This window comes from Streptomyces sp. NBC_01549 (assembly GCF_026339955.1).
GTDB lineage: Bacteria > Actinomycetota > Actinomycetes > Streptomycetales > Streptomycetaceae > Streptomyces.
This window is the reverse complement of the sequence record NZ_JAPEPW010000002.1, coordinates 1755501-1773028: the sequence shown is the minus strand read 5'-3', so window position 1 is coordinate 1773028 and position 17528 is coordinate 1755501. Positions and strand designations below refer to the sequence as shown.

The 17528-nt window shown below is 69.7% G+C and carries 16 protein-coding genes and 3 pseudogenes; 10 read left to right on the top strand and 9 right to left on the bottom strand.

Going from position 1 to position 17528, the window contains the following annotated elements; translation table 11 throughout:
• Positions 1 to 16: 16 nt before the first annotated feature.
• Together OG819_RS43200 and OG819_RS43195 are read right to left on the bottom strand one after the other, a co-directional pair.
• The gene (locus tag OG819_RS43200; RefSeq protein ID WP_266654815.1) at positions 17 to 796 is read right to left on the bottom strand and encodes a cache domain-containing protein; all 780 of its coding nucleotides are present in this window, start codon (positions 794 to 796) and stop codon (positions 17 to 19) included.
• Entirely contained in the window at positions 753 to 1580 is an 828-nt protein-coding gene (locus OG819_RS43195; RefSeq protein ID WP_266654813.1) for a GntR family transcriptional regulator, read from the bottom strand. The genes OG819_RS43200 and OG819_RS43195 overlap by 44 nt, the downstream gene beginning before the upstream one ends.
• A 33-nt stretch (positions 1581 to 1613) precedes the next feature.
• On the opposite strand from OG819_RS43195, the pseudogene OG819_RS43190 reads away from it, so the two are divergent.
• The 9 genes and pseudogenes from OG819_RS43190 to OG819_RS43155 all read left to right on the top strand — a co-directional run.
• Positions 1614 to 1865 (top strand): annotated as a pseudogene (locus OG819_RS43190) (ABC transporter permease); the annotation flags it as partial.
• A 10-nt stretch (positions 1866 to 1875) separates the two neighbouring features.
• Positions 1876 to 2691, top strand: a complete 816-nt coding sequence (locus OG819_RS43185; protein ID WP_266631301.1) for an ABC transporter permease — start codon at positions 1876 to 1878, stop codon at positions 2689 to 2691.
• 85 nt (positions 2692 to 2776) lie between these two features.
• Positions 2777 to 3508: pseudogene (locus OG819_RS58815) on the top strand (NAD(P)/FAD-dependent oxidoreductase); the annotation flags it as partial.
• A 6-nt stretch (positions 3509 to 3514) separates the two neighbouring features.
• Positions 3515 to 4207, top strand: a complete 693-nt coding sequence (locus tag OG819_RS58810; RefSeq protein WP_323139442.1) for a GntR family transcriptional regulator — start codon at positions 3515 to 3517, stop codon at positions 4205 to 4207.
• Between the two features lie 63 nt (positions 4208 to 4270).
• Entirely contained in the window at positions 4271 to 5269 is a 999-nt protein-coding gene (locus OG819_RS43175; protein ID WP_266654811.1) for a LacI family DNA-binding transcriptional regulator, read from the top strand.
• A 158-nt stretch (positions 5270 to 5427) separates the two neighbouring features.
• On the top strand, positions 5428 to 6777 hold the full coding sequence (locus tag OG819_RS43170) for a sugar ABC transporter substrate-binding protein (protein WP_266654809.1): 1350 nt from the start codon (positions 5428 to 5430) through the stop codon (positions 6775 to 6777).
• An 8-nt stretch (positions 6778 to 6785) separates the two neighbouring features.
• Positions 6786 to 7757, top strand: coding sequence for a carbohydrate ABC transporter permease (locus OG819_RS43165; RefSeq protein WP_266631310.1), 972 nt, complete (start codon positions 6786 to 6788; stop codon positions 7755 to 7757).
• Positions 7754 to 8635 (top strand): carbohydrate ABC transporter permease, encoded by an 882-nt coding sequence (locus OG819_RS43160; RefSeq protein WP_266631312.1) that lies wholly within the window; start codon positions 7754 to 7756, stop codon positions 8633 to 8635. Before OG819_RS43165 ends, OG819_RS43160 begins: the two co-directional genes overlap by 4 nt.
• A 30-nt stretch (positions 8636 to 8665) precedes the next feature.
• On the top strand, positions 8666 to 10258 hold the full coding sequence (locus OG819_RS43155) for a glycoside hydrolase family 13 protein (protein ID WP_266654807.1): 1593 nt from the start codon (positions 8666 to 8668) through the stop codon (positions 10256 to 10258).
• Positions 10259 to 10311: 53 nt separating this feature from the next.
• Here the strand turns inward: OG819_RS43155 and OG819_RS43150 are convergent, their stop codons facing one another.
• The 7 genes from OG819_RS43150 to OG819_RS43120 form a co-directional block, all read right to left on the bottom strand.
• Positions 10312 to 11124, bottom strand: a complete 813-nt coding sequence (locus tag OG819_RS43150; protein WP_266654805.1) for an ABC transporter ATP-binding protein — start codon at positions 11122 to 11124, stop codon at positions 10312 to 10314.
• A 20-nt stretch (positions 11125 to 11144) separates the two neighbouring features.
• Positions 11145 to 11924, bottom strand: a complete 780-nt coding sequence (locus tag OG819_RS43145) for an ABC transporter permease subunit (RefSeq protein ID WP_266654803.1) — start codon at positions 11922 to 11924, stop codon at positions 11145 to 11147.
• Complete coding sequence (locus OG819_RS43140) at positions 11921 to 12694, bottom strand: ABC transporter permease (protein ID WP_266631320.1); 774 nt, start codon at positions 12692 to 12694, stop codon at positions 11921 to 11923. Before OG819_RS43140 ends, OG819_RS43145 begins: the two co-directional genes overlap by 4 nt.
• Positions 12691 to 13662, bottom strand: a complete 972-nt coding sequence (locus OG819_RS43135) for an ABC transporter substrate-binding protein (RefSeq protein WP_266631322.1) — start codon at positions 13660 to 13662, stop codon at positions 12691 to 12693. The genes OG819_RS43140 and OG819_RS43135 overlap by 4 nt, the downstream gene beginning before the upstream one ends.
• 155 nt (positions 13663 to 13817) lie before the next feature.
• On the bottom strand, positions 13818 to 14753 hold the full coding sequence (locus tag OG819_RS43130; RefSeq protein WP_266631323.1) for a PDR/VanB family oxidoreductase: 936 nt from the start codon (positions 14751 to 14753) through the stop codon (positions 13818 to 13820).
• A complete protein-coding gene (locus tag OG819_RS43125) occupies positions 14750 to 14962 on the bottom strand; it encodes a hypothetical protein (protein WP_266631324.1) in 213 nt (70 codons plus the stop codon). The genes OG819_RS43130 and OG819_RS43125 overlap by 4 nt, the downstream gene beginning before the upstream one ends.
• On the bottom strand, positions 14959 to 16023 hold the full coding sequence (locus OG819_RS43120) for an aromatic ring-hydroxylating dioxygenase subunit alpha (protein ID WP_266631325.1): 1065 nt from the start codon (positions 16021 to 16023) through the stop codon (positions 14959 to 14961). The genes OG819_RS43125 and OG819_RS43120 overlap by 4 nt, the downstream gene beginning before the upstream one ends.
• Before the next feature lie 734 nt (positions 16024 to 16757).
• On the opposite strand from OG819_RS43120, the pseudogene OG819_RS43115 reads away from it, so the two are divergent.
• Positions 16758 to 17468: pseudogene (locus tag OG819_RS43115) on the top strand (ROK family protein); the annotation flags it as partial.
• Positions 17469 to 17528: the final 60 nt, after the last annotated feature.

Sequence of the window (17528 nt, the reverse complement as noted above, 5' to 3'; positions counted from 1 at the left end):
CGGGGTGTGGGCCCGCTCAGGGGTCCACCACAACGAGCACGAGGGGCACTCCGTCGCACGGGATCAGCCGCATCCCGTCGTGGCGCGCGGTCCGCGCCCCTGCCAGTACGGCCCCGAAGTCCGGGCCCTTGGTGAGCGATCCGGCCAGATGCGCGGGATCGGCGGACGCGGCCACCCGCCCGCGCCCGTTGACCAAGTGGGCGGCCCCGGGCAGTTGTTGGAGCAGCGGAACGATCGCCGCCTCGAAGTGCCGCAGATAGACGTCGGCCGCGGCGACCCCCACGAACCGGCCCTCCACCTGCACGGGTGCGGACAGTGTCAGGCTGTACTCGTCGGAGCAGAGGTAGTCCACATAGGGCCCGGCGACCGCCCGCTGCCCGGTGTCACGGGGGAGGGTGAACCAGTCCCAGTGCGTGTAGTCGGAGTACGCGGAGTGCGCGGGGTCGAGGTCGAGCAGCAGCGGCCGTACGTCCCCGTCGGAGCCGGTCTGCCACCACTCCAGCCACGCCGGTACGTCACTCAGCAGTCCCGGCGCGGCGACGAACCCGACGCCCGACACCAACTCCTGCCGGGTGAGCCGGAGATGAAGCCCTGGGCGCAGCGCGGCCAGGTCGACGGTCGCGGGGCGACGGCCCTGCGCGGCGACCCCGGTGAGCCGGGCCGTGGTGTCGGCGCGGGTCTCGGCGACCGCCTCGAACACGGCCTCGAGGGTGGAGCGGACCTGGGCGGCGACGGCCGCCTCCGGTGTCGCGTCAAGCGTCGCCGTGGCGCCGGCCGGACCGGGGCTCCTGCTCATGGGTGCCCTCCAGCGGACGGGGACCGGACGTGGCGCGCGGCATCGCGAGGCGGAGGGCGATGAGCCGTGCCGTCGAGGCCTGGACGCACCGCTCGGCCAGCGCTCTGGCCGATGCGTGGGCTCCATCTTGCACGGCCGAGATTACGGAGCGGTGACGGTCTGCGACTTCTTCACGATATGCGTCGTCCCCGAACACGAGGCACAACAGTGCCCCCACCTCTGTCTGGAGCGCGACCTGCTCGCGGGTCAGCCGGGCGGACTGGGCCGCCGCGGCGAGCTCGACATGGAACCGGCCGTAGATCCGGCTGCGCGCCGCGGCGTCCTCGGCGGACGCCAACTCATGCAGGGTGCGGCGCAATTGCCGTAGGTCGCCCGGCTCCGTGCGCTCCGCGGCCAGCTGGGCGGCCGCGCCCGACAGGGCGGCCCAGTGGTCGCCCAGATCGCGCAGCTCCTCCGTGCTCCAGCCGGCCAGCCGCATCCTGAGCCGCTCCTCGCCGGGGACCTCGGGAAGGGAGACGAAGCTGCCGCCGCCGCGCCCCCTGCGGGTGGTGACCAGCCCTTGCTGGCGCAGCGCCATCAGCGCCTCGCGCAGGGTGACCGTGGACACGCCGAGCTGACCGGCCAGCTCCGTCTCACCGGGCAGCTGCTCCCCGTCGGCGAGCAGGCCGAGCTCGATGGCGTCGCTGAGCCTGCGGATGACCGTGTCCACCCGGGCGCGATTGTCCACGGGGGTGAAAACGGCTCTGCGGGCACCCTCGGCGTTGTTGTTCACGTACTGCTTCACGGCCACCACCTTGTGCGTTGACTCAACCTTTTCTTCCGCTCGGTCGTGGTATCGATGGTGCTGCCGTCCGTGGCGGCCGGCTCGGTCTTCACCTTCTCGCTCAGTCTGGGGGACTACATCACCGTGCAGATCGTCGGCGGCAAGACCCAGCTGATCGGCAATCTCGTCTACTCCAACATCGAACTGAACCTGCCCATGGCCGCCGCGCTCGGCACGGTCCCCGTCGTCGTCATCGTGCTCTACCTGCTCGCGATGCGCCGCACGGGCGCCCTGAGCAGTCTCTGAGGAGCCCGCCGTGCAACTCTCCCGTTCCGCGCGCATCGCGCTCCGCGTCGCCGCCGGGGTCGGCTTCGCGTTCATCTACGTCCCGCTCGCGCTGGTCCTGGTCAACTCCTTCAACCCGGACCGCAGCGCGAGCTGGCCACCGTCTGGACTCACCTTCCGCTGGTGGTCGGTCGCCTGGGAGAACGAGGGGGCCCGCGCGGCGCTCTGGGTCTCGGTGAAGGCGGGCCTCGGCGCCACGGGCATCGCCCTGGTGCTGGGCACGCTGATCGCCTTCGCCGTGGCCCGGCACCGGTTCTTCGGCCGCGGCGCCATCTCGTTCGTGGTCGTCCTGCCGATCGCGCTGCCCGGCATCGTCACGGGCATCGCGCTCAACTCGGCGTTCAGTACGGTGCTTGAGCCACTCGGCGTCGGTCTCGGCCTGTTCACCGTGATCGTCGGCCACGCCACCTTCTGCATCGTGGTCGTCTTCAACAACGTCGTCGCGAGGCTTCGGCGTACCTCGGGCTCGTACGAGGAAGCGGCGATGGATCTGGGCGCGGACACCTTCCGGGCCTTCGCCGACGTCACCTTCCCGCTGGTGCGCTCGGCCCTGCTGGCGGGCGGACTGCTCGCCTTCGCGCTCTCCTTCGACGAGATCGTGGTGACGACGTTCACGGCCGGGCCCGGCATCGAGACCCTGCCGATCTGGATCTTCAACAACATGACGCGGCCCCAGCAGGCACCGGTCGTGAACGTCGTGGCGGCGGTGCTCGTCCTGCTCTCCGTGCTCCCGATCTACGCGGCCCAGCGGCTGTCCGCCGACACGGCGTCCGGGAGCCGGGTGTGAACGGGAGCGGGATGCGGTGCGGGCCCGCCACCCGGCTGTCCCTGCCGTGCTTCCCGAGGAAAGAAGTGTGTGACATATTACTGATGTGAGCGTGCGGCTGACCTGTGATGTCGTGATCGTCGGAGCCGGAATGGTCGGCGCGGCCTGCGCGTTGTACATGGCCCGGGCGGGCCTCGACGTCGCTCTGCTGGACCGTGGCCCGGTGGCCGGCGGGACCACCGGCGCGGGTGAGGGCGATCTGCTCGTCTCCGACAAGGGACCCGGTCCCGAACTCGACCTCGCCCTGCTGTCGGGGCGCCTGTGGGCCGATCTCGGGGAGGAACTGGGCGAGGCCGTCGAGTACGAGGCCAAAGGGGGCGTCGTCGTGGCCGCCACGCCCGAGGGGCTCACCGCGCTGGAGACCTTCGCGGCGGGACAACGAGCCGCCGGGGTCGAGGCGGTGCCCGTCGCCGCCGATCAACTCCACTCCCTGGAACCCCATTTGGCGTCCGGCCTCGCGGGCGCCGTGCACTACCCCCAGGACACCCAGGTGATGCCGGCGCTCGCCGCGGCGCACCTGGTACGGGCCTCGGGGGCGCGGCTCCTGACAGGGCGGACCGTGACCGAGGTGCTGCGCGGGGCGGACGGGGCGGTACGCGGCGTCCGGACCGACCGGGGTGACGTCCACGCCCCGGCGGTCGTCAACGCGGCCGGCACCTGGGGTGCCGCCGTGGCCGGCCTCGCGGGCGTCTTCCTGCCCGTGCTGCCACGACGCGGCTTCGTGCTGGTGACCGAACCACTGCCGCGCCGGGTGCGGCACAAGGTGTACGCCGCGGACCGACCCATGCCCGCCACGCGCAGCAGCGCACCCTCCGCCGCTCCCGCCGCCCTGCCCAGTCTCGGCGGCAAGAAGCGCAGCTACCGTGAGCCCGTCGCCGACGCCCTGCGGGCCGCGCTGATCGCGGGCGAACTGCGGGCGGGCGAGGTGTACTCCGCGCCGACGCTCGCCGCCCGCTTCGGGGTCTCGGCGACACCGGTGCGCGAGGCCATGCTCGACCTCGCCAAGGAGGGCCTCGTCGACACGGTGCCCAACAAGGGATTCCGGGTCACCGCCGTCTCCGAGAAGCAGCTCGACGAGTACACCCACATCCGCTCGCTGATCGAGATCCCCACCACCGTGCAGCTGGCCACCACCGCGGATCCGGTCTCCCTGGAGGCGCTGCGTCCGGCCGCCCGCGAGATCGTGACCGCGGCGGCGGCCGGCGACCTCATCGCCTACGTCGAGGCGGACATCCGCTTCCATCTCGGTCTGCTCGCCCTCGCGGGCAACGCGCACCTGGTCGAGGTGGTCGGCGACCTCCGCAAGCGCTCGCGCCTCTACGGCCTCAACGCCCTGGTCGAGGCGGGCCGCCTCCAGGACTCGGCCGAGGAGCACCTCGAACTCCTCGACGCCCTCATGGACCGCGACCCCGAGGCCGTACGCAGGGTCATGACCCGGCACCTGGGCCATGTCCGAGGTCTGTGGGCGGCCCACTAGGTTCAACTGAGCCAAGTTGCTGTTACGCAAGCTGCTTGCATTTCTTGCGCTATTCTTGCGCGCATGACGCGACGACTTGCTCAGGTGGCGAAGAAGGTCGGGGTCAGTGAGGCCACGGTCAGCCGGGTGCTCAACGGAAAGCCCGGCGTCTCCGACTCCACCCGGCAGGCGGTGCTTTCCGCGCTGGACGTGCTCGGCTACGAGCGGCCCACCCAGCTGCGCGGTGAACGCGCGCGGCTCGTGGGGCTCGTCCTGCCCGAGCTGCAGAACCCGATCTTCCCGGCGTTCGCCGAAGTGATCGGCGGGGCGCTCGCACAGCTGGGGCTGACGCCGGTGCTCTGCACCCAGACCAAGGGCGGCGTCTCCGAGGCCGACTACGTGGAGCTGCTGCTCCAACAGCAGGTCTCCGGTGTGGTGTTCGCGGGCGGACTGTACGCGCAGGCCGACGCCCCGCACGAGCACTACAGGCAGCTCGCGGATCGCAACATCCCGGTGGTGCTGGTCAATGCGGCCATCGAGCACCTCGGCTTCCCGTGCGTCTCCTGCGACGACGCCGTGGCGGTCGAACAGGCCTGGCGCCACCTCGTCTCGCTCGGTCACGAGCGCATCGGTCTGGTGCTCGGGCCCGCCGACCACATGCCCTCGGCGCGGAAGCTGGCGGCGGTCCGCGCACTCGCCCCCGAGCTGCCCGACGCGCACATCGCGCGGGCCATGTTCTCGATCGAGGGCGGCCACGCGGCGGCCGCCCGGCTCATCGACCGCGGGGTCACCGGCTTCATCTGCGCCAGTGACCCGCTCGCCCTCGGTGTCGTGCGCGCCGCCCGTCGCAAGGGGCTCGGCGTGCCCTCACAGGTGTCCGTCGTCGGCTACGACGACTCCGCGCTGATGAACTGCACCGAGCCGCCCCTGACCACCGTCCGTCAGCCCATCGAGTCGATGGGCCGGGCCGCTGTCGAGCTGCTGAACGCCCAGATCGGCGGGAGCAGCGTCACCGCCGAAGAGCTGTTGTTCGAGCCGGAGCTGGTGGTCCGGGGGTCCACCGCGCAAGCGCCCCGCGATTGAGCTCCACACGACTGTCAAATAATTACAGACTCTGCGCGACATCTTGCGGACCCTTGTCGGCGGTGCTTGAGTGTGCGGCGCCAGCACACGACGGTGCGCCAGATCAAGGTGGCGCGCTGCCGTGGGCCTTCCTCGCTCCTGCCCAAAGGGGTCCACCGATGAGAAGTACCGGGTTCCGCCGTACCTTCGTCGTGTTCACGGCGTCCGCCCTCGCCCTCACCGCCGCCGCCTGCGGTGGCAGCGACGACGGCTCCGCGGGTGGCAAGACCCGCATCACGGTCAACTGCATGCCTCCGAAGAGCGCCAAGGTCGACCGCTCGTTCTTCGAGGCCGACATCAAGGCGTTCGAGAAGCAGAACCCGGACATCGACGTCGTCGCGCACGACGCGTTCCCCTGTCAGGACCCCAAGACGTTCGACGCCAAGCTCGCCGGCGCCCAGATGGAGGACGTCTTCTACACGTACTTCACCGACGCCAAACACGTCGTCGACATCAACCAGGCCGCCGACATCACGTCGTACGTCAAGGACCTCAAGAGCTACGGCACCATCCAGCAGCAACTGCGCGACATCTACACCGTCGACGGCAAGATCTACGGAGTGCCGCGCACCGGCTACTCGATGGGCCTCATCTACAACCGCAAGCTCTTCCAGAAGGCCGGTCTCGACCCCGACAAGCCCCCGGCGACCTGGGAGGAAGTGCGCGCGGACGCCAAGAAGATAGCGGCGCTCGGCGGCGGCACCGTCGGCTACGCCGACTACAGCGCCCAGAACCAGGGCGGCTGGCACTTCACCGCCGAGATGTACTCGCAGGGCGGCGACGTCGTCTCGTCGGACGGCAAGAAAGCCGCCGTCGACACCCCGGAGGGCAAGGCCGTCCTGCAGAACCTGCACGACATGCGCTGGACCGACAACTCCATGGGCAGCAAGCAGCTCCTCGTCATCAACGACGTCCAGCAGCTGATGGGCTCCGGCAAGCTCGGCATGTACCTCTCCGCGCCCGACAACATCCCGATCCTCGTCAAGGAGAAGGGCGGCAACTACAAGGACCTCGCCCTCGCGCCGATGCCCGGCGGCAAGGGGACGCTCATCGGCGGCGACGGCTACATGTTCAACAAGAAGGACAGCCCCGAGCAGATCAAGGCCGGCCTGAAGTGGCTGGACCACATGTTCCTCACGCCCGGCACGGGCTTCCTCGGCGACTACGCCCGCGCCAAGCAGAACGACGCCCCCGTCGGCCTGCCCGAGCCCCGGCTCTTCACGGGCGCCGCGGACGCCAAGGACCAGCAGGTCAAGAAGGCCAACGCCAATGTGCCCGTGGAGAACTACCAGGCCTTCCTGGACGGCAACCAGAGCCTGCAGATGAAGATCGAGCCGCCCCAGGCCCAGCAGATCTACTCGGTCCTCGACGGCGCCGTCTCCGCGGTCCTCACCAAGAAGGACGCGGACATCGACCAGCTCCTCAAGGACGCCTCCGGGAAGATCGACTCCATCCTGGCCCGGGGCTGACCACGCGTATGAAGACCGCATCGAAGCCCGTGGTGCTCCCTCCGGCCGCCGTCGGCGCGGCGGAGGTACCGCGGTCGGCCGGGCGCCGGGCGGGAGGCCCGTGGCGCCGGCGCCTGGCCGACCAGTCCCGCGCGTACGCCTTCCTCGTCGGCGGCCTGCTCTGCTTCGCGCTGTTCTCCTGGTACCCCGCGATCCGCGCGGTCGTGATCGCCTTCCAGAAGTACACGCCGGGCTCACCGCCCCAGTGGGTCGGCACCGCCAACTTCACCCGGGTCTTCCACGACCCGGAGTTCACCGCGGCCTGGCGCAACACGTTCACCTTCACACTCCTCGCCCTGCTCATCGGCTTCGCCGTCCCGTTCGTGATGGCCCTGGTGCTCAACGAACTCCGGCACGCGAAGGCCTTCTTCAGGGTCGTGGTGTATCTGCCGGTGATGATCCCGCCGGTGGTCAGCGCCTTGCTGTGGAAGTGGTTCTACGATCCCGGAGCGGGCCTCGCCAACGAGGCACTGCGCTTTCTGCACCTGCCCACCTCGAACTGGTCCAACGGCGCTGACACCGCGCTCGTCTCCCTGGTCATCGTGGCCACCTGGGCCAACATGGGCGGCACGGTCCTGATCTACCTGGCCGCGCTCCAGGGCATCCCGGGGGAGCTGTACGAGGCGGCGGAGCTGGACGGCGCGAACATCCTCCAGCGCATCCGGTATGTGACGATCCCGCAGACCCGGTTCATAGTCCTCATGCTGATGCTCCTTCAGATCATCGCCACGATGCAGGTCTTCACCGAGCCGTTCGTCATCACCGGCGGCGGCCCCGAGAACGCCACGGTCACCGTCCTCTACCTCATCTACAAGTACGCCTTCCTCTACAACGACTTCGGCGGCGCGTGCGCGCTGAGCGTCATGCTCCTCGTGCTGCTCGGCCTCTTCTCCGCGGTCTATCTGCGGCTGACCCGCTCGTCGGGGGAGGAGTACTCATGAGCAGCGGCACCCGCACCCTGGTCTCCCCGCTCACCCTCGCCCGCCCCCGCGGCAAGGCCGTCTACTGGACCGTCTTCACGGCCGTCGTCCTGCTCTTCGCGCTCGCCTTCCTGTTCCCGGTCTACTGGATGGTCACCGGCGCGATGAAGTCCCCGGACGAGGTGACGCGGACCCCGCCGACCCTCGTGCCCAAGGCCTGGCATCTCAGCGGCTACACCGACGCCTGGGACCTGATGGACCTGCCCACCCACCTGTGGAACACGGTGGTGCAGGCCGCCGGAGCCTGGCTGCTCCAGCTCGTGTTCTGTACGGCCGCCGCGTACGCCCTCTCCAAGCTGAAGCCCGCGTTCGGCAAGGTGATCCTCGGCGGCATCCTCGCCACCCTGATGGTCCCGGCGCAGGCGCTGGTCGTACCGAAGTACCTGACCGTCGCCGACCTTCCGCTGATCCACACCAGCCTGCTCAACGACCCGCTCGGCATCTGGCTGCCCGCCGTGGCCAACGCCTTCAACCTCTATCTCCTCAAGCGCTTCTTCGACCAGATCCCCCGCGATGTCCTGGAGGCCGCCGAGATCGACGGCGCCGGACGGCTGCGCACCCTCTGGTCCATCGTGCTGCCCATGTCCCGCCCCGTCCTCGGAGTCGTGTCGATCTTCGCCCTGGTCGCCGTCTGGCAGGACTTCCTCTGGCCGTTGATGGTCTTCTCCGACACCGACAAGCAGCCGATCAGCGTGGCCCTCGTCCAGTTGTCGCAGAACATCCAGCTGACCGTGCTCATCGCCGCGATGGTGATCGCCAGCATCCCCATGGTCGTGATGTTCCTCGTGTTCCAGCGGCACATCATCGCCGGGATCAGCGCGGGCAGCACGAAGGGCTGACACCGACCCCGCAACCGAAAGGCAGGCACCGTGGGACAGCCCACCCATGCCCAGAACTGGTGGCGTTCCGCCGTCATCTACCAGGTGTACGTCCGCAGCTTCGCGGACGGCGACGGCGACGGCACCGGAGACCTGGCGGGCGTCCGCGCCAGACTCCCGTATCTCGCCGAACTCGGCGTAAACGCGCTGTGGTTCAACCCCTGGTATCTGTCCCCGATGAAGGACGGCGGCTACGACGTCGCCGACTACCGGGTCATCGACCCGGTCTTCGGGACGCTCGCCGAGGCGGAGAAGCTCATCGCCGAGGCGAAGGAGCTGGGCATCCGCACGCTCGTCGACATCGTGCCCAACCATGTCTCCGACCAGCACCCGTGGTTCCAGGCCGCCCTGGCCGGGGGGCCCGAGCGTGAGCTCTTCCACTTCCGTCGCGGACGCGGCGCACACGGCGAACTCCCGCCCAACGACTGGCCGTCCCAGTTCGCCGGCTCAGCCGAACCCGTCTGGACCCGGCTGCCCGACGGCACCTGGTACCTCCACCTGTTCACCCCCGAGCAGCCCGACCTCAACTGGGCGCACCCCGCTGTCCGTCAGGAACACGAGGAGATCCTGCGGTTCTGGTTCGAGCGCGGCGTTGCGGGCGTCCGCATCGACTCGGCCGCCCTGCTGGCCAAGGACCCGGACCTCCCCGACTTCGTCGAGGGCCGCGACCCGCATCCGTACGTCGACCGCGACGAGCTCCATGACATCTACCGCTCCTGGCGCGCGGTCGCCGACGCCTACGACGGCATCTTCGTCGGCGAGGTCTGGCTCCCCGACACCGAGCGTTTCGCCCGCTATCTGCGCCCCGACGAACTGCACACCGCCTTCAACTTCTCCTTCCTGTCCTGCCCCTGGGACGCCGGACGCCTGCGGACGTCCATCGACGAGACCCTCGCCGAACACGCCCCGGTCGGCGCTCCCGCCACCTGGGTGCTGTGCAACCACGACGTGACCCGCACGGTCACCCGCTACGGCCGCACCGACACCGGCTTCGACTTCGCCACCAAGGCCTTCGGCACCCCGACCGACCTCGCCCTCGGCACCCGCCGCGCCCGCGCCGCCGCCCTGCTCTCGCTCGCGCTGCCCGGCGCCGTCTACCTCTACCAGGGCGAGGAACTGGGCCTGCCCGAGGCCGAGATACCCCGCGACCGCATCCAGGACCCGATGCACTTCCGCTCCGGCGGCACCGACCCGGGGCGGGACGGCTGCCGGGTCCCGCTCCCGTGGACGGGCGACGCGCCGTACGCGGGCTTCGGCGGCGAGCCCTGGCTGCCGCAGCCCAGCGGCTGGTCCGCGTACGCCGCCGACCTCCAGGCCGCCGACCCCGGCTCGATGCTCTCCCTCTACCGCGCGGCCCTGAAGATCAGGCCGGAGTTCGGCGACGGCCCGCTCACCTGGCTGCCCGCGCCCGAGGGCGTACTCGCCTTCGCCCGGCCCGGGCAGGAGGGGCGGCTGCTGTGCGTCGTGAACCTCGCCGACACCCCCACCGACCTCCCCGCCCACTCCCGACTCCTCCTCGGCAGCGGCCCCCTGGACCCACAGGGGCGACTGCCCAAGGACACGGCGGTCTGGCTGCGCGGCTGAGACCGCGTCGACAGCATCCCGCTATAGGCAGTTGACTGAGATGGAGGCGTGACTCAGGTGAGCGTCTTTTCGGGGGGACCGGTATCGGTTCCCCCGCGCTTCGCCGCCTGGATCTGCTCGTACACATGGGTCCGCAGCTCGGCGAAGCGCGGGGCGACCCGGGTGTGCAACTGGTCCCGCTCGTCCGGGAGATCGACCTTCAGCTGTTCCTGTACGACGGTGGGGGAGGCGGAGAGGATCAGGACCCGCTCGCCGAGGTGCACAGCCTCGTCGATGTCGTGGGTGACGAACAGGATCGTGATGCCGCGCTCCCGCCACAGGCCCCGCACCAGGTCCTCCAGATCGGCCCGGGTCTGCGCGTCGACCGCCGCGAACGGCTCGTCCATCAGCAGGACTTCGGGCTCGTACGCGAGCGCGCGGGCGATCGCGACGCGCTGTTGCATCCCGCCGGACAGCTGCCACGGGTAGGCCCCGGCGGCATCCGTGAGCCCGACCGACGCCAGCGCGTCGGCCACCAACTCCCGGCGTCGCTCCTTGCTCAACGGCTTCTGTTTCAAGGGCAGTTCGATGTTCTCTCGCACCCGCATCCAAGGGAACAGGCTGCGTCCGTACTCCTGGAACACGAACGCCATCCCCGGCGGCGGACCGCTCACCGGGCGGTCGCCCAGCCGTACTTCGCCCGCCGTCGGCGTCAGCAGCCCGCCCATGCACTTCAGAAGCGTGGTCTTGCCGCACCCTGACGGACCGACGAGACACACGAGTTCACCCGCCTCGACGGTGAAGGTGAGATCCCGCACCGCCTCCACCCGGCGGCCGGAACCCTCGTAGACCTTGTTCAGGCCGGATACGACAAGAGACGCGTGCATGGACCGCCCTTTCGCGAGCTTCACGGGGACCGCCGGGACACCGCGCGTAGACCGTGGTACCAGCCGAGCACCCGGCGCTCGACCACGTGGAAGACGACCGAGAGAAGGAAACCGAGCAGACCCAGGACGAGGATTCCGGTCCACATGTCGGGGATCGCGAAGCTCCGCTGGAACTGGACGATGGTGAAACCGAGCCCGTTGCTGGCCGCGAACATCTCGCTGATGACCATCAGGATGATCCCGATGGACAGGGCCTGGCGCAGACCCGCGAAGATCTGCGGGCTCGCCGCGCGCAGCACCACGCTGCGCAGCCGGGCGAGGCCCGTGATGCCGTACGAGCGTGCCGTCTCCGCCATCACCGAGTCGACCGCCCGTACCCCCTCGACCGTGTTGAGCAGGATCGGCCAGACACAGCCGCTCGCGATCACGGCGATCTTCATCGTGTCGCCGATGCCGGCGAACAGCATGATGACGGGGACCAGGACGGGCGGCGGCAGCGCGCGCAGGAACTCGAGGACCGGTTCGCACACGGCCCGCACCCGCCGGTACGAGCCGATGACCGTGCCCAGCGCCACGCCCACGACGGCCGCCGCCGCGTAACCGGTGAGCAGGCGCAGCACGCTGGGCACGAGGTCGGAGCGCAGCCGCTCGCTCGTCCAGATGTCCGGGAAGGTCCTGAGGATCGTGCGCAGCGGCGGCCAGTACACGTTCGTACTGCCGTCGGTCGCCAGCCACCAGCCCGCGACGAGCAGCGCGGGCAACGCGAAGACGAAGAGCAGCCGCGACAGGAACAGCCTCACACCATCACCTCCCCGCGCACCGACTGGTGCCAGGCCAGCGCCCGGCGCTCCACCGTGCGGGCGCCCACGTTGATGACGAGGCCGAGCAGACCGGTGACCACCACCAGCGCGTACATGTCGGGAACCGCCTGTGAGGACTCGGCGACCGCGATTCGCGCCCCCAACCCCGGGGCTCCGATGACGAGTTCGGCGGTCACGGCGAGGATGAGGGCCACCGCGGCGGCGAGCCGGACGCCGGTCATGACGTACGGCAGCGCCGTGGGCCACAGGACGTGCCGGACGCGTGCCCATGGGCCGAGACCGTACGAGCGTGCCGTCTCCTCGGCGACCGGGTCGACGTCCTGGACGCCGTACAGGACCTGGACGAGGACCTGCCAGAACGAGGCGTACACGACGAGGAGGAGGACGGAGCGCAGTTCGGTGCCGTAGAGCAGGACGGCGAGGGGGATCAGGGCGACGGAGGGGATCGGGCGCAGGAACTCGATCGTCGAGGCGGTGGCCTTGCGCAGATACGGCACGACCGAGACGACCAGCCCCACCACGACGCCCGCGCCGACCGCGATCGCCAGACCCAGCGCCCAGCCGGTGAGGGTGTCGCCGAGCGCCGTCCAGAAAGCGCGGTCGGTGACCTCCTGGCCGAGCGCGTCGGCGATGCGGCTGGTCGGCGGGAAGTACGCCTCCTTGACGAGACCGAGCCGCGGCACCGCCTCGCCCAGCGCGAGGAAGGCCGCGAGCCCGGCGGCGCCCAGGGCGGCGTTCGCACCCCTCACGGCAGCAGCTTGTCGAGGTCGGGCGCGGACTTGAAGAGCCCGTCCTGCTCGCCCAGCTTCTCCAGCGCCTCGATCGACGCGCGGTTCGGCTCGGCGGGCCACTTCGGAAGGGTGACCTGGGCCAGCGTCGCCGCCGGGATTTTCGTGTACGTGGTGACGACCTGGCGGACCTCGTCCGGGTGGGCGTCGGCGTAGGCGAGGGACTCCGCGGTCGCCTCCCGGAACCTCTTCACCACGTCGGGGTTCTTCTGCTCGTACTGCGTCGAGGTGAAGTACGTCGCCACGGTGAGGTCCTTGGCGACGTCGACCAGGGACGAGGCGATCTCCGTGGCGCCCTGGCTCTTGACGGTGGCGAGCGCGGGCTCGACCACCATCGCGGCGTCGATCTGACCGTTGTCGAGGGCGGCGGGCATCTGGTCGAAGGCCAGCTCGACGAACTTCACCTTGGACGGGTCACCGCCCGCCTTGCGCACCGACTCGCGCACCGCCGTCTCGTTGATGTTCTTCAGCGTGTTGACCGCGACCTTCTTCCCCTCGAGTTCCTTGGGGGACTTGATCGGGCTGCCCTTCTTCACGGTGATGGCGCCGAAGTCCTTGCCCGCCACGCCCGTCGAGGCGACCCCGTTGACGACGGCCTTCACGGGCACGTTCTGGCTCTGGGCGATCATCAGCGAGGTCATGTTGCTGAACCCGAACTGGAACTGGCCGCTGACCACTCCCGGCACGATCGCCGCGCCGCCCTGCGCGGTCGTCATGGACAGCTTGAGGCCTCGATTGCCGAAGAAGCCCTTCTGCTGGCCCAGGTAGAGCGGCGCGACATCGACGATGGGGATGACCCCGACCTTGACCGTGGTGGTACCGCCGGACGACGCGTTCTTGTCCGAGGCGTCACCGCCGCCGGACGAACCGCAGGCCGACGCGGCGACCAGAAAGGATCCGACCGCGAGACCGGCGAGCAGACGACGCATGGCTCCTCCTGTGCAGACGACATTGTTCCGACAGGCTGTGCGCACACCGCGAATTGGTGTTCAGCGGGAAGGTAGAGCCCCCGTACTGCGGGGGTCAATGCCTTTGGCTAACAATATTGTTGACAGTTGATGCTCGGCCCTCCGGACCCTGCGGCTCACAAGTCCAGCACGAGCCGCTTCCCGAGGCACCGGGAGACGCAGATGAGCATGGTCTCGCCCGCCTCCCGCTCCTCGTCCGTGAGCACCGAGTCCCGGTGGTCCGGGGTCCCTTCGAGGACATCCGTCTCGCAGGTCCCGCAGGTGCCCTCGGTACAGGAGAAGAGCACCTCGACGCCCGCGCCCCGCACGGTGTCGAGCACGGAGACGTCCGCGGGAACGGTCAGTGTCCGGCCGCTACGAGCGAGCTCCACCTCGAACTCGCCGTCACCGCCCCTCTCCTGGGCCTTTGGCTGGAAACGCTCGACGCGCAGCAGCCCGGCGGGGCAGCGCGCCTCCACCGCGTCCAGCAGCGGTCCGGGACCGCAGCAGTAGACGAGCGTACCCTCGGGGACCCCGGTGAGGACCGGGTCTAGGTCCAACAGCCCGCACTCGTCCTGGGGAGCGACCCTCACCCGATCCCCGTACCGCTCCAACTCCTTCGTGAAGGCCATGGAGTCGCGTGTCCGTCCGCCGTACAGCAGCGTCCACTCGGCGCCCGCCGCCTGTGCCGCGGCGAGCATCGGCAGGATCGGGGTGATGCCGATGCCGCCCGCGACGAAGCGGTAGCGGGGGGCGGGTGCGAGGGCGAAGTGGTTGCGCGGGCCGCGCACCCGGACCTGGTCGCCCACGCCCAACTGCCCATGCACGTAGGAGGATCCGCCGCGCCCGTCCGGCTCCCGCAGCACCGCGATCCGCCACGCCCTGCGGTCCGCCGGATCCCCGCACAGCGAGTACTGCCGCTCGAGGCCGGCCCCGAGCACGACGTCGACGTGGGCGCCGGGCTCCCAGGCGGGGAGTTCCTCGCCGAGCGGGTGGCGCAGCGTGAGAGCGAGCACGCCATCGGCGGCGAACTCCACCCGCTCGACGACGAGTTCGGATTCGTACGAGCTCATGATCCAAGTCCTCGTGACGCGTGTCCTGGTGGCTGGTGGCCTCGCGGTCGGTGTCCTTCGGGGTGGCCGAGCATCCACTCCCACATCGCGACCGGGTCCTGGGCGCTGTGCTCGGCCCCGCAGTGACAGGTGCCGTGCAGCACGTCGGTGCCCGGGATCCAGTCGACGCGGTAGATCTCGCGGGCCGCGAGGCGGGGAGGCGTGGTCACAGGACCTTCTCCATCGGCTTGTCGCCCTCCTCGACCAGCCGGGCGAGGATGCGGCGGGCCGCGAGACCGCCGGTGTCGATGTTGATGCTCAGCTCCTGGTAGCCCGTCCGCTCGGTGCCGAGCGTCTTCTGCAGCAGGTTGAGCGCGTCGACGTCCTGCATCACGACGGTGTGGTTGAAGTCCCGCAGGAACGTGGTGACTTCCTCGTCCTGCTTCGCGAAGTCCCGGGAGACCGCCCAGAAGTCGTAGACATGACCGTCGCTCGACGGAGTGATCGCGTAGGTGATCTCGGTGTGGAAACCGTTCGGGTCGCTGCCGTCCGCCTCGGGCAGCACCCCGACCGGGGCGATCCTGCTGTGCAGCAGATACAGGCACGGGGCGTGGTACTCGATGTCCTGCCAGCGGGTGATCCGGCCCTCGATGCCGGTCGAACGGGCGTAGAACGGCGGACACTCGGCGTCGTCCATGTGCCGGCTGACCCGCACGATGCCCGCGCCCTCGTCGACCTCGGTGCTGATCGGCGTCTCGGCCACCTCGGGGGTGCCGATGTAGCCGCCGTGCAGATACGTCTCGTGCGAGAGGTCGAGCAGGTTGTCGACCAGCAGCCCGTAGTCGGCGTCGATGGGCTCCATGCCGCTGACGGTGGTCCAGTCCGGCGAGTCCATGTGCCGGGCGCGGGGGATGGTCCCCGGGTCGGCGAGCGCCGGGTCGCCGATCCAGACCCAGACGAAGGAGTCCCGCTCGACCACCGGGTACGAGGCGACCCGGGCCGTGCGGGGAATGCGTTTCTGGCCCGGCACGTACACGCAGCTGCCGGTCGTGTCGTACGTGAACCCGTGGTACCCGCACACGATCCTGTCGCCGTCGAGCCGGCTCTCCGAGAGCGGGAAGCGGCGGTGCACACAGCGGTCCGCCAGGGCCACGGCCGTCCCGTCGTCCTCGCTCCGGTAGAAGACGAGCGGTTCACCGAGGATCGTCCGCCCGAGCAGTTCACGCCCGACCTCGTGCGAGTAGGCGGCTACGTACCACTGGTTCCTGGCGAAGGCGGTCATGTGAGGCATCTGGGTCCCGTCCCTGTCGGCGGGGCGTCGTCGCCCCGCGGTCGTGGTTGGAGTTAGCGTCCTGACGCTGGCGGTGGCTCCGCAAGGCGGCTTCTGCCAGACGGAAGAACTTCCGCAAAGAGGCTGGTCAGAGCGCTGTTGCGTCAACCCGTGGTCACCGGAGTGGAGGACTGAGTGGTGCTGCTGTTCGGTTCGCACCTGAGGTAGCCGCAGACGGCGACGGCGAGTGCGGCTACTCGCTGCGCGGCATTAATCGCCCTAATATGTCCACTTAGTTCCAGCTGTGGGATTCTTCTGTCGACGGATGTCCGGTACGGCGGCAAGAATCAGCATTACTGCAGGTCAACTACTGCTCTTTTTGGAGCCCGCGGCCCTCGGGTCGAATCCGGGTCGAATCCGTCCCCTTTAAGGCTGTTGAGGGTGTCGTCGCTGGTCAGAGTGGTGTGAAGCCATGTGCTGGTTCGCCTCGCGTAGGGGGGCGGCGCGACGAGCAGTCGGACCGATGAGCCGCTGAAGGCGCGCTGAGTTGCTATCGCCGGCGGCCAGGGGCAGGGAACTCGGCAGGAGATTCTTCGCAGCTGGTGGTGCACGCCTTTCGTGATCACGACCTGCGGAAGTACCTTCAGGCGGACAACTGGTGGACGAAGGCCCGGGAATGGCGGATCTTGGCCGGGAGCGACCTGGCGAGCATCAGAGGCCATACGGGGGATGAGCGGTGGGCCGGCTGCGTGGCCGCCGCCTCGCGCGGCGGCCGGCGCTCTCACGCCATCCGGTACAAGCCGGAACCGCGATTCCTCGGCGCCGACATCAGCACAACCTCGGTCGACGTCGCCGTCACCAACGCCGAACTGGATATCTCGGTCACCTCAACGAGTCCATGGACGTCCGCGAGGGCTCGTGCGCGGTGCTCGAGCAAGTCCTCCCCATGGCTACGAAGTTGAGGGAGTTCAGCATCCTCTGTGTCAAGACCGGCACCGGCACCGTCGGCGGCGGTGAGGTCCATCGCGGGGTGACGGACGCCCGTGCGCCTGCGGCAAACGGGGCTGCCTGGAAGCCCGCTTCAGCGGGGCGGCCCTCGCACGGGACGCCGTGGAGGCGGCCGAGCAGGGTCGGTCGGCGGAACTCGCCTCGCAGCTCGATGCGAACGACACCCTGACCGCCGCCGGCGACGCCATCGCGCTCGACCTGATCCGCGAGGGCGGCAACCGCACCGGCCAGGTCATCGTCGGCCTGGTCTGTTTCTTCAACCCGGGCCTGGTGGCGATCGGCGGCGGGGTGACCGGCCTCGGCACACCCTGCTCTTCGCGGTCCGCACCCAGCTCTACCGCCAGTGGCTGCCCCTCGCCACGGGCAACCTGCCCACCGTGCTGGGGGAGTTGGGGCCTACCGCGGGAGTCATCGGCGCGCCCCGCCTCATCAGCGACCACCTCTTCTCACCCGCGTAACCAGCCACTTCGGTACAGCTCACCGTGTTTGGCGCCCTGCTCCGCCGTGCCTCGAACCCG

What these genes read in the sequence shown, in the direction of transcription:
- OG819_RS43200 (WP_266654815.1), bottom strand. Translation starts at nt 796, where the DNA reads ATGAGCAGGAGCCCCGGTCCGGCCGGCGCCACGGCGACGCTTGACGCG.
- OG819_RS58810 (WP_323139442.1), top strand. Translation starts at nt 3,515, where the DNA reads ATGCCCGCCACGCGCAGCAGCGCACCCTCCGCCGCTCCCGCCGCCCTG.
- OG819_RS43175 (WP_266654811.1), top strand. Translation starts at nt 4,271, where the DNA reads ATGACGCGACGACTTGCTCAGGTGGCGAAGAAGGTCGGGGTCAGTGAG.
- OG819_RS43170 (WP_266654809.1), top strand. Translation starts at nt 5,428, where the DNA reads ATGAGAAGTACCGGGTTCCGCCGTACCTTCGTCGTGTTCACGGCGTCC.
- OG819_RS43165 (WP_266631310.1), top strand. Translation starts at nt 6,786, where the DNA reads ATGAAGACCGCATCGAAGCCCGTGGTGCTCCCTCCGGCCGCCGTCGGC.
- OG819_RS43160 (WP_266631312.1), top strand. Translation starts at nt 7,754, where the DNA reads ATGAGCAGCGGCACCCGCACCCTGGTCTCCCCGCTCACCCTCGCCCGC.
- OG819_RS43150 (WP_266654805.1), bottom strand. Translation starts at nt 11,124, where the DNA reads ATGCACGCGTCTCTTGTCGTATCCGGCCTGAACAAGGTCTACGAGGGT.
- OG819_RS43135 (WP_266631322.1), bottom strand. Translation starts at nt 13,662, where the DNA reads ATGCGTCGTCTGCTCGCCGGTCTCGCGGTCGGATCCTTTCTGGTCGCC.
- OG819_RS43130 (WP_266631323.1), bottom strand. Translation starts at nt 14,753, where the DNA reads ATGAGCTCGTACGAATCCGAACTCGTCGTCGAGCGGGTGGAGTTCGCC.
- OG819_RS43120 (WP_266631325.1), bottom strand. Translation starts at nt 16,023, where the DNA reads ATGCCTCACATGACCGCCTTCGCCAGGAACCAGTGGTACGTAGCCGCC.